Source organism: Candidatus Amarolinea dominans, assembly GCA_016719785.1.
Classification (GTDB): domain Bacteria; phylum Chloroflexota; class Anaerolineae; order SSC4; family Amarolineaceae; genus Amarolinea; species Amarolinea dominans.
Genome location: JADJYJ010000003.1, coordinates 194,644 through 210,095 on the forward strand (window position 1 = coordinate 194,644; position 15,452 = coordinate 210,095).

Below are 15,452 nucleotides of genomic sequence, written 5' to 3' on the forward strand. Positions count from 1 at the left end.
GCTTAGAAAATCCCCAGCTCCTCCCTGGCGTCCTCGCTCATCATGCTGGGGTTCCAGAACGGCGTCCACACCAGGTCAATGTTGACTTCCTCCAGCTCAGGGAACGCCTGGTGAACATAACGTTGCGCGTCGCCCAGGATCATCGGCCCGACCGGGCAGCCAGGGCTGGTCAGGGTCATCGCAATGGTGGCGGACTTGTCCTCCACCGTAATATCATAGATCAGCCCCAGGTCAACCACGTTCAACATCAGCTCTGGGTCTTTGACATTGATCTTCAGCACTTCTCGAATTTCTTCAGGCGTTGGCATGACTCTCGCTTTCCTTTTCTATCATTTTCTTTTCTGGCAATTCTTCCCTGTCGTCTTGCCCTAATCCAGCGTTTCCACCAGCACGTTGTCCTGCTCAACCTTGACGGCGTAGGTCGGCAGGGGCGCGAACGCGGGCATCTTGGTGGCGGCTCCGCTGCGCACATCGAAGCGGGCGCCGTGTCGCGGGCACTCGATCTCGTTGCCGAACAGATCGCCTGCCACCAGGTTACCGCCATCGTGCGTACACACGTCTTCGATGGCATAAAACGCGCCGTTGACGTTGAACACCGCCACGGCCACGCCGTCAATTTCCACCAATTTCTTGCCGCCCACCGGGATATCGGCCCGGGCAGCCACTTTCACGAACTTCGCCATACGTGTTCTTCGATCCTCTATTCTTCGATCCTCTATTCTTCGATCCTCTGTGCTTTAATCCTCTTGATCGGTGTCTTCCAATCCCCACACGCCCGCTTTCATCACCTTCAGCGGCAGCAGTGCGCACTTCAGGCGCACCGGTCCGATCTCGATGCCAAGCAGGCCAAGCACATCGTCCTTGCTCCACTTCTTCAGGTCATCCAGCGGCGCACCGATGATCTCATCCATCAGCATCGAAGCCGAAGCCTGGCTGATGGCGCAGCCGTGACCGCGAAACGCCGCGTCCACCACCTTGCCATCCGCGATCTTGAGATCAATCGTGATGTCATCGCCGCAGAACGGGTTGGCGTCATGATGGGTGATGTCTGGGTCTTCCAGGTGCCCAAAATGATGCGGACGCCGATAATGCTCTAAAATTTCCGTCCGATACAGTGCGTCCATACGACTCTCCTACAAGGCGAACATCTCTCTGGCTTTGTCCAGGGCCGCGACCAATTGATCTACCTCGGCCGCGGTGTTATACAGATAAAAGCTGGCGCGGGCGCTGGCGGGCAGGCCGTAACGGTCATGCAAGGGCTGTGCGCAGTGATGACCGGCGCGGATGGCAATGCCTTCGCCGTCGAGAATGGCGGCCAGGTCGTGCGGGTGAATGTCCCCCAGGGTGAAGGCCACCACGCCGCCGCGGTGATCGGCGTCTGGGCCGAGGATGCGCAGCCCTTCTACCTGCTGCAACTGCTGCATGGCGTAAGTCACCAGCGCATGCTCATGCGCCTGGATGGCGGGCATGCCCAGGTTGTCGAGGTAATCCACGGCCGCGCCCAGCCCAATCGCCTCTGCGATGGCGGGCGTGCCGGCCTCGAACTTCCAGGGCAGGGTATTCCAGCGCGAGACGTCCAGATGCACCTCTTTGATCATGTCGCCGCCGCTCATGAAAGGCGGCATGGCTTCCAGCAGTTGGCGGCGGCCGTAGAGCACGCCGATGCCGGTCGGCCCGCACATCTTGTGCCCGGAGAAGACGAGGAAGTCGGCGCCCAGCGCCTGCACATCCACCGGCAGGTGCGGCACGCTCTGCGCGCCGTCCACCAGCGCCAGCGCGCCTACGGCATGCGCGGCCGCGGTCAGCTCGGCCACAGGGACGATGGTGCCCAGCACGTTGGACATGGCGGTGAAGGCGAAGAGGCGGGTGCGCGGGGTGAGGAGGGTGGGGAGCAAGTCCAGGCGCAGAAAGCCCTCGTCATCCACCGGCACATGGCGCAGCGTGGCGCCGGTGCGCTGACAGGCCAGTTGCCAGGGCACGATGTTGGAGTGATGCTCCATCTCGGTGATGAGCACTTCGTCGCCCGGCTTGAGGTTGGCGCTGCCCCAACTGTACGCCACCAGGTTGATGGCCTCCGTGGCGTTGCGCGTCCAGATGATCTCTTTGCTGCTGGCGGCGTTGATGAAGCGCGCCACTTTGGCGCGGCTGGCCTCGAACGCGGCGGTGGCTTCCTCGCTCAAGGTATGCACGCCGCGATGCACGTTCGCGTTGCCCTGGGCATAATAGGTCGCCAGCCGTTCGATGACGGCTTGCGGTTTCTGTGAACTGGCGGTGCTGTCGAGGTAGACCAGTGGTTTGCCATGCACCTGGCGCGTCAGAATGGGGAACTGGGCGCGCACAGCTTCCACATCGAAAGGCCGTCCAGGCAGGCCGCTCACCCTGTCACCTCACTCATTGCCACAAATCCTTGCGAGCGCGTCTCCGGCAGGATCACGCCATACTCCCGCGCCAGGCGCTGGCGCCGCAGCTCGCGCACCGCGTTCTGCACCGTGGTCAGTCCCAGGGTGGCGCAGCGCAGGCGGGTGGCGGCGATTTCGCGGCCAAGCAGGTCAATGATCGTGTCTTGGGCGGTGTTCTCGATGTCGGTCAGGGTTTTGCTCTCGAACATTTCCATCACCATGGAGGTGGCTGCCTGGCTGATCGTGCAGCCGGCGCCCTCGAAGCTGAGTCCGGCGATGGCGTCGTTTTCATCGGCCTTCAAGTAGACGGTAATGATATCGCCGCACCCCGGATTGCCGCCCTGCATCACCATGTCCGCCGGGTCGGTTGGCCCGTAATGGCGCGGCGATTCGTAGTGCTCCAGGATGAAATCAATTCTTTCTTGCCGATCCACGGCCTACCTCTTTGCTGCCAAAATCGGCCCGATTGTACTGCGATTCAGTAAAAACGGCAAGACTTCGGAAGTCTATCTTCTAGCGTTCGACGGGGACGCCAACCAGATTGCCCCATTCGGTCCAACTGCCATCGTAATTGCGCACGTGGGGGTAGCCCAACAAGTACTTCAACACGAACCAGGTGTGCGCAGAGCGTTCGCCGATACGGCAGTAGGCGATGACGTTGTCAGCGGCCCGCAGCCCCTGCTCCTGTTCATAGATCGCACGCAGTTCCGCGGCCGTCTTGAAGGTTGCGTCGGCGTTGGCGGCGCGCGCCCAGGGAATGCTGCGCGCGCCGGGGATGTGCCCCCCGCGCAGCGCGCCTTCCTGCGGATACGAAGGCATGTGCAGCATCTCACCCGAATACTCGCCCGGCGAGCGTACATCTACCAGGGGTCGCTTCTGATGCACGTGTTCCAGCACCTGGTCACGTGTGGCTCGAATCGGGTAGTCGGCTCGCTCCGGCGCCTTGTAACTGGCGGTCGGGTAACTCGGCGCCTCGCGCACCATGGGTCGGCCTTCCGCTTCCCACTTCGCGCGGCCGCCGTCCATCACGCGTGCGTTCGCATGGCTGAACAGTTGGAACACCCAAAAAGCGTAGCAGGCCCACCAGTTGTTCTTGTCGCCGTAAAACACCACGGTCGTGTCGTTGCCAATGCCGTGCCGCGACAGCAGCGCATCGAAGGAGGCGCGGCCCAGGTAGTCACGCGTCAGGGGGTCGTTCAGATCACGCTGCCAGTCAATCTGCACCGCGCCGGGAATGTGCTTGATGTCGTACAGCATGATGTCTTCGTTCGATTCGACCAGGCGCACCGCGGGATCGTTCAGATGCTCTGCCACCCAGGCGGTGCTCACCAGCACCTCTGGATGGACATAACCTTTTTCGTTCATCGTTAGCTCCTCTGCCAAACGTTGCTCGTCAAACGCCGATGCGCTCGCCGATGGCCGCCTCCAGCTTTTCACGCACCCCTTCCAGCGGAATACGCGCCAGCACTTCCTCGAAGAAGCCGGCGACGATCATGTGCTCGGCTTGCTCCTTGTTGAGACCGCGGCTCATCAGGTAGAAGACGTACTCAGGTTCCACCTGTGACACCGTCACGCCGTGCGTGCAGCGCACATCATCGGCCAGGATTTCCAGACCCGGTACGGAATCTGCACGCGCCTGCTTGCTCAGGATCAGGTTTTGATTCTTCTGATAGCCGTTGGTCTTCTGCGCGTGGGGTTCCACGCGGATCATGCCGCGCCAAACCGCGCGCGCCCGGTCACGCAGCGCGCCCTTGTACAACAGGTCGCTGACGGTGTTAGGCGCGACGTGGCGCTGGAAGGTATCCAGGTCAATGTGCTGACGGCCGGTGGCAAAGAGAACGCCCAGCATCTCGCTGGACGCGCCCGCGCCCAGCAGATCGGCCTGTTGAAAGGTCTTGGTCAAGCGGCTGCCCAACTGACTGGTCACCCAGAGCACATGGGCATCGCGACCGACCACGGCGCGCTCGCGCGAGAAATTGAAGACCTGGTCACCCCAGCTTTGCAGGCTGATGTAGTTGACGCGGGCTGCGGTTTGGGCGATGATCTCAACGATACCGCTGTGAAAATCCTGGCTGTCGCGCTTCTGTAACGAGACCATTTCTTCCAGGTAGGTGACCTCGGCGCCGGCCTCGGCCACGATGATCGTATGCGAGAAGTTGCCGACGCCGGCTTGGTCCAGGGCGATCAAGCCTTGCAAGGGGGTGTCAATGACGACGCCGCGCGGCACATACAGGAACGTGCCGCCGTTCCACAGGGCGGCGTGCAGCGCGGCGAATTTGTCATCGTCGGGCAGCGTCACGGCCTGGGTCATGAAGTATTTTTGCACCAGGTCGGGGTGTTGGCGCACGGCCGTGTGCAGGTCGCAGAAGATGACGCCTTTGGCCGCCAGGTCGGGGCGCAGGCTGGAGAACAGCAGGTCCGCGTCGCGGTGAACGACGGCGCCGGCGTTGGTGCTCAACGTCGCCAGTTCGGCTTGAATGGCAGCCGGCAAGTCGGTCTGTTTCGCCACACGGCTATCACGCTCAGGCACAAACGGCTGCACCGCGTCCAACTTGAAGCCGGTGAGGCGCGTGCGGCGCCAGGTTTCTTCCGCGCCCGTAGGCATGGGAATCTCTTCAAAAAAGCGCCAGGCCAGCAGGCGCCGGTCGAGCATCCAATCTGGCTCGCCTTTCAGCGCGGCCAGCGTTTCCACCGCTTCGCGGCTGATATTCGTGGGAACGGTTAATTCTTTGGCTATCACAGTCACAGTTCAATACCTCTTGTCCTCGACACGGCCCTGGCTGCGGCCGGTCACGTCATGCGACCCGCCGCAGCCACAACCGGGCGGCTCAACCGATGGAGCCTTCCATCTGTAATTGGATCAGGCGGTTCATTTCCACCGCGTATTCCATCGGCAGTTCCTTGACCATCGGCTCGATGAAACCGGCCACAATCATGGCTGAGGCTTCGTCCTGGCTCAGCCCGCGGCTCTGCATATAGAAGAGCTGCTCCTCGCCAATTTTGCTCACCGAGGCTTCGTGACCCACCTTGACATCGTCTTCGTCAATCTCGATGTAGGGATAGGTGTCCGAACGGGACTCTTCATCGAGCAGCAGGGCATCGCACACCACGTTGGACTTGGAACCCACCGCGCGCCCTTGGCCACTTTGAGCAGGCCACGATACGAGGCGCGGCCGCCGTTCTTGCTGATTGACTTGGAAATGATGCGGCTGGTGGTGTCAGGTGCGGCATGCACCACCTTGGCGCCGGCGTCCTGGTGCTGGCCTTTGCCTGCAAAGGCGATCGAGAGGATTTCACCGTGCGCCCGCGGCCCCACCATGTAGACCGCCGGGTACTTCATCGTCACCTTGGAGCCGAGGTTGCCATCAATCCATTCCATGCGCGCATCTTCGTGCGCCATCGCGCGCTTGGTCACCAGGTTGTAAACATTGTTCGACCAGTTTTGGATCGTGGTGTAGCGGCAGCGGCCGCCTTTCTTGACGATAATCTCGACGACGGCGCTGTGCAGGCTGTCGCTGGAATAGATCGGGGCCGTGCAGCCTTCCACATAGTGCATATTGGCGCCTTCTTCCACGATGATCAGCGTACGCTCGAACTGGCCCATGTTCTGGGCATTGATGCGGAAGTAGGCTTGCAGCGGGATGTCGAGTGAGACGCCCTTCGGCACATAGACGAACGATCCGCCTGACCAGACTGCGCTGTTGAGCGCGGCGAACTTGTTGTCTGAGGGCGGGATGATCGTGCCGAAATATTCTTTGAAGACATCCTCATGCTCACGCAGGCCGCTGTCGGTGTCCAGGAAGATCACGCCCAGCTTTTGCCATTCTTCGCGCAGCGAATGGTAAACGACTTCTGATTCATACTGCGCGCCTACGCCGGCCAGGAAATTGCGCTCGGCCTCCGGGATGCCGAGGCGGTCGAACGTGTTTCTGATGTCGGACGGCACGTCGGCCCAACTCTTGCCCTGTTTTTCGGACGGGCGCACGTAGTAGAAAATGTTGTCGAAATCAATCCCGCTCAAATCTGCGCCCCAGTTTGGCATCGGCTTGGACAGAAAAATGTCCAGCGACTGATGCCGGAACTGGCGCATCCAGTCTGGCTCATTCTTGAAGTCTGCGATCGTGTCAAGCAACGCATGGTTCAGGCCGCGGCCCGACTTGAATGCGTATTTTTCAGGATCGGAGAAACCGTACTCATACTCTTGCTTAACGTCACCGAGTATCGCGCGATCAGATTCAGTTGCCATCGGTACACCTCCCTGTGGATATCATCAGTCGTGACGCGCCAGGTACGCGGCGACATCTTCGCCAAAACGTTCGCGCACCCAGTCATAGCCACGCGCCTCCAGGTCCAGGGCCAGTTCAGGCCCGCCAGAGAGCACAATGCGGCCGTTGAAGAACACATGCACGAATTCCGGTTTGATGTAGTTGAGCAACCGCTGGTAGTGGGTGATGACCAGCGCGCCCATGTTGGGGCCAATCAACTTGCTCACGCCTTCAGCGACGGTGCGCAGGGCGTCAATGTCGAGGCCGGAGTCGGTTTCGTCGAGCACGGCGATCTTGGGGCTGAGCATCGCCATCTGCAGGATTTCCACGCGTTTCTTTTCGCCGCCGGAGAAGCCGTCATTGAGATAACGATTGGCGAAAGAGGACTCAATCCCCAGCATCGCCATCTTCTCGCGCATGTCCTTGCGGAACTCCTTCATCGGCATCAGTTCCGAGCCGATCGGCTTGGCTTGGCCGTTGCCATTGCTACGGTCCGCCAGTGCTTGTGCCTTGGCCCTGGCCGTGTGACCCCGCACATTGCTGACGGCGGTGCGCAGGAAATTCGCAAGGCTTACGCCGGGAATGGCCGTTGGGTACTGGAAAGCCAGAAAAAGCCCTGCCTTGGCCCGTTCATCAGGCTCCATCGCCAGCACGCTCTCACCATCCAGCAAAATGTCACCCTCGGTGACCACGTAGCGCGGGTGGCCCATGATCGCATAGGCCAGTGTGCTCTTGCCGGACCCGTTCGGCCCCATCAGGGCATGGGTCTCGCCCTGGCGCACGGTCAGATTGACACCTTTGAGGATTTCTTTGTCGTTTACCGTGACATGCAGATTATTGATTACAAGTTCGGACGTCATATGTGGCTTGATTGCCCCCTTCATGTTTACTTCTTTTCCAAACGTTCACAGGAAATTGCGTCGCGCTCAGGCACGGTCCGGGGACCCTGCCGGCATCGGTGTTGGTTCGACTCATCCGCTCAAACGCGGGCAGGCGCAAGGCCAAGCCCCTGCTCGTCCATTTGGATGACAGCCGACCGCGGCAGCACCGTAAACTCACAACCGCGGTGACCGTCCATCATGCACTGTGTCAGCTCCACATCCGCGGCCAGCACTGACGACATCATCGTCTGCTCCATCTCGCAGATCTCGCGATGCTCCTGGGCCAGCTCGTGATACGGGCAATTGTACGACTTCAAGACGAAGCCCTGGTTGGTGGGGCGCAGGTCGGTCAGCATGCCCCTATCCTCCATGACCGAGACCAACGAGCGCACCCGTTCTCCCAGGCGACTGCCGCGCAATTGCTCATCATACTTGGTGGCTAAACGGCTGCCGACCCGATTGAGTAACAGAGAAATCCGGGCGCTGCCAACTTCGGCCAGCAATTCCTCATACAGCGAAAGCACCAGTTCGTCGCAATAACAGGAGAAGACCTCGCGCGCCTTTTCGGTCAGGAGATAGACGTAATGCGGACGGCCCACCCCCTCGCGCACCAGTTGTGTGGTCACCATCCCGCTGGCCATCAAACTAGTCAACTGCTGACGCACGGCCGTTTTAGTCACGCCCACCTGTTCTTCGATGGCTTTGATGCTCAGCGGGCCATGTCGCTGCAAAATCTCCACGATATGTCCGGCCGGGCTGTCCTGCAAGGTTCGCAGTAACGCCATGGGTTGGCTCCTTTCGTACGGCGTTGCGATAAGCACTACGTGCTAAGGCGATTGTATCTGCTTTAGACAATTTTGTCAAATCTATCTGCTAAAATTAAATTCTCCTGTACGGCAACCTGCTGGGAGGCGGGTACCATTGTTTTGGGCTGTCAGTTTTGCTACCCTTCCAGCACATTGCTTGCAGGGGCAGCGACCCAAAACCGGACGTGCAGAGAGGCTGGTCGCTGATGCCAAAGGAGTATCAAGGAGTATCATGAAAGCTCAAGTGCCGCAGCCTGTAACGCCCTACCAACCAGGCGATGGGTCACCCGTGGGGCCGTTTCTCATTCATGCGCCAGAACCTGAGACACGCACCTGCGTTGACCTCGAACTACTGGTGTTCATTCATCGTTTTGCCTCCGATCTGCTTCATTTTCAACTGGTAGACTGGTTTGGGCAGCATCCCGATCAGGTCATCAGCCTGGCCCTGCTGGCGCCAGCCGTGCGCCGCCCCATCGAGACGGTGCGTCCGGTCCTGGGTGATCTTGTGCTCAATGGGCTGCTCATCACCAGCCGCGTGCATGGCGAGTTGGTCTATCAACTCCGCCCAGATCCGCAGATGCAAGCCACAGTCCGGCGTTTCAGCCGGCGTTAGGGCCGTGCCCATGCCTGCATCCCCGGCCAACGCAACAACGAGGCGCCAGCAGTCAATCTGCCGGCGCCTCGTCGCGACCACAAGCGCCGCGAACTCCGCTAGAACGTCTTTTCTTTTCGCTCATCTTCGAGTATAATGCGGCCTCTGATCGTTGATAATGAAAATGATGAAGACGATGAGAATGAGAATGATGAGAATGATGAGAATGATGAGAATGAGGAGAACTCAAGCACATGGAAATCACCTGGTACGGTCACTCATGTTTTCGCCTGCGCGAACGCCAGGTCACCATCATGACCGACCCTTATGAGAAATCAATCGGCTACACCCTGCCACGACTGCGCGCCGACGTGGTGACGGTCAGTCACGATTCCCCGGGACATAACGCCATCGAGGCCGTCAAAGGGGAGCCGAAAGAGCTTGTGGGGCCAGGCGAGTACGAGATCAGCGGCATTTTCATCACCGGCATCTCCACCCTGCACGCGGCCGCCAAATCAGACAAGGGTGACCGCCCTGCGCTGCCGGAACAGAATACGATCTTCGTCTTTGAATTCGACAAGCTGACGGTTTGCCACCTGGGAGACCTGGGGCAGGTGCCCACTCAGGGGCAAGTGGAAGCGATGCCCAAGGTGGATGTGCTACTGGTGCCTGTGGGCGGCGGCGCCACGCTTGATGCCGCGCGCGCCGCTGAGGTGATCAGCCTGTTAGAGCCGAGCATCGTCATCCCGATGCATTATCAGACCCCGTTCTACAACGGCAAACTCGATCCGGTGGAAAAATTCCTGAAGGCCATGGGGCTGCCCGAACCACCTGCGCAGGAGATGCTCAAAATCACCGCGGCCGATCTGCCGGAGGAAACCCAGGTCATCCTGCTGGAATGTAAACAGACCTGATCCGCCGTTCAGCGCGGCTGGCCGCGGCGCCGCAGACCGTCGAAGCGTTTCTGCAGCGGCAGCGTGCGCTGATAGGTGCTCCAGTAGCGGCGCAGCACCGGCTGTAAGGACTGCCAATCCACGAAGAGTGTCTGCAGATCGCGCGAGGTCACGGCCACCGGGCTGAAGCATTCCTGCACATACAGGTCGGTGATGCGCCGAATCGGTGTTTCCCCTTCAGGCAGGGCGTTGATCAGCACGCCGGCATGCTCATACGGCGTCTGCGACGCGCGTCGCCCCAGGCCGGCACGCGTGGCCCAGCGTTCCAGGCGCTCGTAAATGCGCAGGGTGATGTCGGGCGCCAGAACGGCCGGCTGCTGGCGGCGCGAACGGCGCGACAGCAGGCCCACGGCCGCACCCATCGCCGCCAGCAGGACAATCCCCACGCCAACCTGGCCGGCAAACGGGAGACTGACAAAGTCCTGTCCGGCGGGCAAGTCGCCACCAGCCACATCCTGACCCTCACCATATTTGTCTTCTTCTGCGCGCAGGTCGCGCTTTTCCTTCAGCGCCTCATCATCTGCTGTATCCTGCTTGTCCTGCGGAGCGGTCTGCTGCGCCGGGCGCACGACGGTGGGCTGCGCGGACGTCGGCTCGAACTCGACCCAACCGTAGTTGGGAAAATAGACCTCAACCCAGGAATGGGCGTTGGCTTCACGTACCCGGTACACACCCGCCTCCGCATCATAATCGCCCTGCGAGTAGCCGGCCACAAAGCGGGCCGGGATGTTGAGGCTGCGCGCCATCACGGTCATGGCTGACGCATAATAGTCGCAATAGCCTTCGCGGGTCTCGAACAGCACATAGTCAATCGGATCCACGCCTGCGGGCGGTGCGGCGATCTTTTCATTATACTGGATAGTCGTACGCAAATACTGCTCCAGCGCCACGGCCTTGTCATATGGATTGGCCGCGTTGGCGGTGACCTGCATCGCCAGCGCCTTGATGCGTGGGGGCACATTCTCCGGCAGTTGCACATAACGCTGCTGAATCGTGACCGGATAGGCGGCGCCGGCCTGTCGCAGCGATGTTTCATCGGCGGTGCTGATGGACGACACCACCTGGTAGGAATCGCCCTCTTTGAACTGCTGGCGGCTGCGCATGCGCGAGATGTCCACCGGCTGCGCCCCAGCCTCAGGCAGCGGTCCCGCGCCCGGTGCGCGCGGGAGAACGGTCACATCCGCCCGGCCGGCCACCAATGCGCCGATCGGCTGCGGCGCCGCAAAAAGCACCGACTCGCCACGCAGATAGGTTGTCACCGTCTGCGTGATGACGCGTCTGGCGCTGTAGGCCGGCGCATTGAGCGGTATATCCATGCCGATCGTGGTTGTACTCTGGTCGTTGTTGATCCATTGGCGGCCGTTGTAGGTGTCGAAGGTGACGCCGCGCCAGTAGTTACCGTTGGGCGCCTTGATGTCCATCACCACGCCGTTGCCCAGCGTGCGCGGGCCAGACAGCGTCATGCTGCGGCCAAACGCGCTCGCCAATGAGCTGGGCTGGTAGTTCAATGAACTGAACAGGCGTCCCCACTCCTGGCGCACCGTTTCCCATGGTCGTTCCAGTGGCTCGAATAGCGAACTGAGCTGTCCACCGGCCGCGGCAGTCGGCGTAACCCACGCCAACAGAATGACCAGAACTGTGAAAATGGCGCCGTCACGCAGGAAATCAAACCCGATGTCGCGGGCGTAGCGAATCCCGTTCTCCTGCCAGGCCTCTTCCTGCCGCGTCAGGTTGGCGCGCACGATCAGCAGGAAGGCGCTGATCAGGAAGATGAGCATGTAGGTACGCAGGTGGCTGGGGCCGTAGTAGCCGTTGACCAGCATGGCCAGACCCACCGGAATGACCGCACGCCAAACGCGCCCCTGTCGAAAGATGGCCCAGGCTGCCAGGTAGCCAAGCCACCAACTGAGCAGCGCCACTTGCAGCACAAACACCATGTTGTTGGCAACCGGATTGCCGCTCAGGGCGCCAGTCGTCCAGGATAGGAGTTGTTCCCAGATCACCTGCACCTTCTGGAACAGGGTCAGCTCTGCAGGGGCCAGCGTAGACGTCACAAACAGGATCCAGGCCGCGCCCACAATCAGCGCATAGAGCCGGCTGAACGCGCCCGGCCAGCGTGTCAGCGCCAGCCCGGTGCCGGCCAGGATGCCGCCCAGCGCGGCCCATTTCACGATCGAAAGCCCGGCCGCCCACCCGGCCGCGTTGACCGACCACGCCAGGTTGAGAACCATGACCGACAGAAGCACAAAGGCCACCCATCCGCCGCTGGCATAAATCGCCAGCCGTTGGTTCTCGTCCAAGGCGGTGGTATTTGCGGCTGGGCGCAGGGTCAAACTCGCTGGTGCTTGCATTGCGGTGCTCTCGCTTTTCGCTGCTCATGCAGACGTGATGATGGGAGTGAGAATTGTTGAACTGCCTGATGTCGCGGCTTGTGGCGCGGGTATGACCGAGCATGCTCACGATTCTCGTTGCAGTCTACCGCGAGCGCGCACGGCCGTAAGTACGATCTCCTACGGTTCAGGCTGTGGCCCGGAAAATCAGACCGTTTCTTCATGAATTTTTAATCTGCCGGTCGGCTAACCGGCGCGCCACCACAGCCACGCGGTGAGCAGGGCCAGGAGCAGTAACGCGCCGCCGGCCGCGGCCATGGTTTCCAGGCGATAATCGCGCACGGCCAGGTTGACGCGCAGCGGCTGCTCTGGGCGCCCAAGCGTCGTCTGGGTAATGGCGCCGCTGAGATCGCTGTCCAGCGTCAGCCGATAGCGCACTTCGCTGGCTTGGGCCAGAGCTTCCCAGGCCGTTGCCTCCTCCTGCCACAGTCTACGCTGGATCAGGGCCAGGGAGATGGTGGTGGTCAGGGTAGCGGTAGCGGCCGGCTGCGGAGACGGAGCCAACGTGCTGCTGGCCTGGCGATAGCGCTGCGCCTGCGCCTGCCAGATGCGCTGCGCCTGCGGCAGGTCCAGGGTCTCGCTGATCTGGCGCGTGCGCCAGAAAAGGGACTCCGTTTCTTGCAGGGTTACGCCGGATGGCAGGAGCAGGGCGTGCAGCAGGGCCAGATCCGGCATAGTGGCCACGCGCGCGGCCAGGCGTGCGCGCAGGGCCGGCAGCTCGTCAAGCCGGCTGAAGACCAACTGCATCTGCAAAATCAGCGCAGAGCCGGTCGCGGTGACGTGTACGCGCACGCCCGCTTCCTCGCCCAATCCGCTCAGGGCGGATTGCAGCGCGTCAACCGCTCCCGGCGCCTGCTCCTGGCGCAGCGGCAGGGTCATGGTGATGAGCTGGCGCTGGCTTGCCATGCTCACGTCGGCAACCTGGACATCGAACGCGGCGCGTGCAGCGTCCGGCGCTGTCAGCGCCGTCGGCCCCCAGACCTGTTCGATAGTCAGCCGCGCCGCGGCCAGGTCGCCGTCGCTGAGTTGTTGCGCGGCCAGCGCCAGGGCCACTTCCTGACGCAGGGCAAGCACCGGGCCGGCGGGCAGTGCAGCTTGCGCGGCCGCCGGCAGTTGCGCCAGCGCGCTGAGAAACTGGGCGGACGCCGGCCACGCGCCGCTGTGCTGCGCCTGTTGGGCCAACTCGAAATAGAGCGCGGCCAGGGCGCGGTCAAGCTCGGTATCGCCGCCGCCGGCGCGAACCGCGGCCAACAGTTCGGCCGCCAGGGTGCGATAGGCAGCCTGGGTCGCAGGCTCCGTCGCCTGCTCAGCCTGGCGCTGGTACAGGTCGGCCAGCAAAAGCGCGCTTTCAGGCTGCGCGGGAGCCTCCCGCCAGGCGGTATCGAGCACGGCCACAGCCTGCGGGTAGAAGCGCGCAAAGAACGCCTGTTGTGGCGCTTCGATGTGAGCCAGGCGGTCGTACCAGCGCGCGAGTGCCAGCGTTTCAGCCTGAGCGCCCTGACGCGCGGCTTGCAGTTGGCGCCAGGCGGGTGTGGTTACGAAGATCAGGTCAAGCGGGGCGATTTCCGGGGCGTTGTCATAGCTCCACGTCAAGAGGGCGCCATCTTGGCGATAACCGCTCGGGCGCACGTCAAGCAACTGGTCTGCAGCCGGCTGTTCCGGGAAACGAACGGTCAGGCGCACGCTGCCGATCCCGCCCCAGGCCCGCACCGGCTCGTAGCGCAGCCGTGCAGCCGCGCCGCGACCCAGGGCCACGCGGTAGGTCAGGGTGGCCTCCAGCCGCGTCTGACCGTCCAGCGGCGCCGTCCAGCGCCAGCGCCGGTCATCCTCCGCGGCCAGCGCCTGCGGGACGCCGGCCACGCTCAGTTGCAGGCTCTCAGCCGGCGGCGTGTTGTCGGCGGGCTGCACCAGGGCGTCCAGGGTCAGCGTGCGGGTCAGCGGGTTCTGAAAGCGCAGCCAGGTGGTGATGTCGGCCCAGGTGCTATCCTGGTCGCTGTGGATGACCACATCCACGCGCATGGCATCCAGGCGGATGCGCGTGGATGTGCGCGGCCCCAGCGTGATGGTCGCGTTGGCGCTCAGCGTGTCAGCCGGCGCCGCGGCTTGGGGCAGACGCGCGGCTGCGCCCGTCTGGGGCCAGAGCAGCAGGGCAAGCAGCAAAATGCTCAACAGGCCGGCATGGACGGGCGCAGTTTGTCTGGCTGTTGGCGCCGCGGAAAACCGGCGCCAAAAAGGGAACTTGCCTAAAGCCCTGGAATCTGGTATGCTATGATTTACCATGACCTGCCTAATGCCACCTCAGGAGATAGGTGAACACCATGATCAAGCTACTAATGAGTTGGGATATCAAGATGGGGCGCGAGCAGCCGTACTTCGAGTTCATCGTGCGGGAATTTGCCCCCGGTCTCATGCGCCTCGGCATCCAACCGACGGAGGCCTGGTATACCATCTATGGTAATGGCCCCCAAATCCTGACCGGCGGCGTCACCGAGGATATGGAAACGATGCAGCATATTCTGAATGGTCACGATTGGCAACGTCTGCACAGCCGTTTGACTACGTATGTCACTAATTATCAGCAAAAGGTGGTAGAGGCCAGCGGGCGTTTTCAACTGTAGGTTGAAATTGCCATAGCTTCGTCGCACACACAAGCCTTGTGGCGCCTGCCATGAGGCTCTTTTTTGCACGATGACTCAGCCGGAGGCAGGCTGGGTCGAGCTGCGCTCTGCTTTTTCATGCGCCGCGGCGCTGCCGGTCGTCTCTTTGCCGCTTTCTTTGCCGCTTTCTTTGCCTGTCTCTTTGCCGCTTTCTTTGCCGCTTTCTTTACCGGTCTCTTTGCCGCTCTCTTTGCCGCTCTCTTTGCCGCTTTCTTTGCCGCTTTCTTTGCCCGCATCTTTGCCGCTCTCGGCCTTTGCAGCGGACGGGCCGGTACTGCTCCTGCTGCGATTATCGGTTACGTAAAAGCCTGAGCCTTTGAAAATGACACCAACCGGCTGAATGACGCGCGCCAGCGCGTTTTCGCCACATTCCGGGCACAGCGTTAGCGAAGCATCCACCATACGCTGTACGCGCTCAAAGCGAATTTTGCAGTTGCGACATTCATACTCATACAGTGGCATAAACTACTCCGCGGCTTGATTTCAATGTTATTCCGATGTTATTCCGA

Annotated in this window: 15 protein-coding genes and 1 pseudogene; 3 read left to right on the forward strand and 13 right to left on the reverse strand. The window is 61.5% G+C overall.

What is annotated here, in order from left to right; translation table 11 throughout:
• Window positions 1-2: 2 nt before the first annotated feature.
• The 10 genes and pseudogenes from IPM84_04470 to IPM84_04515 form a co-directional block, all read right to left on the reverse strand.
• Window positions 3-308 (reverse strand): metal-sulfur cluster assembly factor, encoded by a 306-nt coding sequence (locus IPM84_04470; GenBank protein ID MBK9092025.1) that lies wholly within the window; start codon window positions 306-308, stop codon window positions 3-5.
• 60 nt (window positions 309-368) lie between these two features.
• Window positions 369-683 (reverse strand): non-heme iron oxygenase ferredoxin subunit, encoded by a 315-nt coding sequence (locus IPM84_04475; GenBank protein MBK9092026.1) that lies wholly within the window; start codon window positions 681-683, stop codon window positions 369-371.
• 54 nt (window positions 684-737) lie between these two features.
• Window positions 738-1,124, reverse strand: a complete 387-nt coding sequence (locus tag IPM84_04480; GenBank protein ID MBK9092027.1) for an SUF system NifU family Fe-S cluster assembly protein — start codon at window positions 1,122-1,124, stop codon at window positions 738-740.
• A gap of 9 nt (window positions 1,125-1,133) precedes the next feature.
• Window positions 1,134-2,369, reverse strand: a complete 1,236-nt coding sequence (locus IPM84_04485) for a cysteine desulfurase (protein MBK9092028.1) — start codon at window positions 2,367-2,369, stop codon at window positions 1,134-1,136.
• A 5-nt stretch (window positions 2,370-2,374) separates the two neighbouring features.
• On the reverse strand, window positions 2,375-2,833 hold the full coding sequence (locus tag IPM84_04490) for an iron-sulfur cluster assembly scaffold protein (GenBank protein ID MBK9092029.1): 459 nt from the start codon (window positions 2,831-2,833) through the stop codon (window positions 2,375-2,377).
• 79 nt (window positions 2,834-2,912) lie between these two features.
• Window positions 2,913-3,764 (reverse strand): sulfurtransferase, encoded by an 852-nt coding sequence (locus tag IPM84_04495; protein MBK9092030.1) that lies wholly within the window; start codon window positions 3,762-3,764, stop codon window positions 2,913-2,915.
• Between the two features lie 28 nt (window positions 3,765-3,792).
• Window positions 3,793-5,145: a Fe-S cluster assembly protein SufD gene (gene sufD / locus IPM84_04500; protein ID MBK9092031.1), complete on the reverse strand. Its 1,353-nt coding sequence runs from the start codon at window positions 5,143-5,145 to the stop codon at window positions 3,793-3,795.
• 82 nt (window positions 5,146-5,227) lie between these two features.
• Window positions 5,228-6,645 (reverse strand): annotated as a pseudogene (gene sufB / locus IPM84_04505) (Fe-S cluster assembly protein SufB).
• Between the two features lie 24 nt (window positions 6,646-6,669).
• Entirely contained in the window at window positions 6,670-7,524 is an 855-nt protein-coding gene (gene sufC / locus IPM84_04510; protein ID MBK9092032.1) for a Fe-S cluster assembly ATPase SufC, read from the reverse strand.
• A gap of 119 nt (window positions 7,525-7,643) precedes the next feature.
• Window positions 7,644-8,330, reverse strand: coding sequence for an HTH domain-containing protein (locus IPM84_04515; GenBank protein MBK9092033.1), 687 nt, complete (start codon window positions 8,328-8,330; stop codon window positions 7,644-7,646).
• 253 nt (window positions 8,331-8,583) lie between these two features.
• Here IPM84_04515 and IPM84_04520 point away from each other — a divergent pair, with 253 nt between their 5' ends.
• Together IPM84_04520 and IPM84_04525 are read left to right on the forward strand one after the other, a co-directional pair.
• Window positions 8,584-8,964: a hypothetical protein gene (locus IPM84_04520; protein MBK9092034.1), complete on the forward strand. Its 381-nt coding sequence runs from the start codon at window positions 8,584-8,586 to the stop codon at window positions 8,962-8,964.
• A gap of 233 nt (window positions 8,965-9,197) precedes the next feature.
• A complete protein-coding gene (locus IPM84_04525) occupies window positions 9,198-9,857 on the forward strand; it encodes an MBL fold metallo-hydrolase (protein MBK9092035.1) in 660 nt (219 codons plus the stop codon).
• 8 nt (window positions 9,858-9,865) lie between these two features.
• On the opposite strand, the gene IPM84_04530 is transcribed toward IPM84_04525, so the two are convergent.
• Together IPM84_04530 and IPM84_04535 are read right to left on the reverse strand one after the other, a co-directional pair.
• Window positions 9,866-12,247 (reverse strand): transglutaminase domain-containing protein, encoded by a 2,382-nt coding sequence (locus IPM84_04530; GenBank protein MBK9092036.1) that lies wholly within the window; start codon window positions 12,245-12,247, stop codon window positions 9,866-9,868.
• Window positions 12,248-12,472: 225 nt separating this feature from the next.
• Window positions 12,473-14,455 (reverse strand): hypothetical protein, encoded by a 1,983-nt coding sequence (locus tag IPM84_04535; protein ID MBK9092037.1) that lies wholly within the window; start codon window positions 14,453-14,455, stop codon window positions 12,473-12,475.
• Between the two features lie 149 nt (window positions 14,456-14,604).
• Here IPM84_04535 and IPM84_04540 point away from each other — a divergent pair, with 149 nt between their 5' ends.
• Window positions 14,605-14,904, forward strand: a complete 300-nt coding sequence (locus IPM84_04540; protein MBK9092038.1) for a hypothetical protein — start codon at window positions 14,605-14,607, stop codon at window positions 14,902-14,904.
• Window positions 14,905-14,979: 75 nt separating this feature from the next.
• Here IPM84_04540 and IPM84_04545 read toward each other — a convergent pair whose 3' ends face one another.
• Window positions 14,980-15,405 carry an FmdB family transcriptional regulator gene (locus tag IPM84_04545; protein ID MBK9092039.1) on the reverse strand — a complete coding sequence of 142 codons (426 nt, stop codon included), beginning with the start codon at window positions 15,403-15,405 and terminating at the stop codon, window positions 14,980-14,982.
• Window positions 15,406-15,452 lie beyond the last annotated feature (47 nt).

What these genes read in the sequence shown, in the direction of transcription:
- IPM84_04470 (MBK9092025.1), bottom strand. Translation starts at nt 308, where the DNA reads ATGCCAACGCCTGAAGAAATTCGAGAAGTGCTGAAGATCAATGTCAAA.
- IPM84_04475 (MBK9092026.1), bottom strand. Translation starts at nt 683, where the DNA reads ATGGCGAAGTTCGTGAAAGTGGCTGCCCGGGCCGATATCCCGGTGGGC.
- IPM84_04480 (MBK9092027.1), bottom strand. Translation starts at nt 1,124, where the DNA reads ATGGACGCACTGTATCGGACGGAAATTTTAGAGCATTATCGGCGTCCG.
- IPM84_04495 (MBK9092030.1), bottom strand. Translation starts at nt 3,764, where the DNA reads ATGAACGAAAAAGGTTATGTCCATCCAGAGGTGCTGGTGAGCACCGCC.
- sufC (MBK9092032.1), bottom strand. Translation starts at nt 7,524, where the DNA reads ATGACGTCCGAACTTGTAATCAATAATCTGCATGTCACGGTAAACGAC.
- IPM84_04515 (MBK9092033.1), bottom strand. Translation starts at nt 8,330, where the DNA reads ATGGCGTTACTGCGAACCTTGCAGGACAGCCCGGCCGGACATATCGTG.
- IPM84_04520 (MBK9092034.1), top strand. Translation starts at nt 8,584, where the DNA reads ATGAAAGCTCAAGTGCCGCAGCCTGTAACGCCCTACCAACCAGGCGAT.
- IPM84_04525 (MBK9092035.1), top strand. Translation starts at nt 9,198, where the DNA reads ATGGAAATCACCTGGTACGGTCACTCATGTTTTCGCCTGCGCGAACGC.
- IPM84_04530 (MBK9092036.1), bottom strand. Translation starts at nt 12,247, where the DNA reads ATGCAAGCACCAGCGAGTTTGACCCTGCGCCCAGCCGCAAATACCACC.
- IPM84_04540 (MBK9092038.1), top strand. Translation starts at nt 14,605, where the DNA reads ATGATCAAGCTACTAATGAGTTGGGATATCAAGATGGGGCGCGAGCAG.
- IPM84_04545 (MBK9092039.1), bottom strand. Translation starts at nt 15,405, where the DNA reads ATGCCACTGTATGAGTATGAATGTCGCAACTGCAAAATTCGCTTTGAG.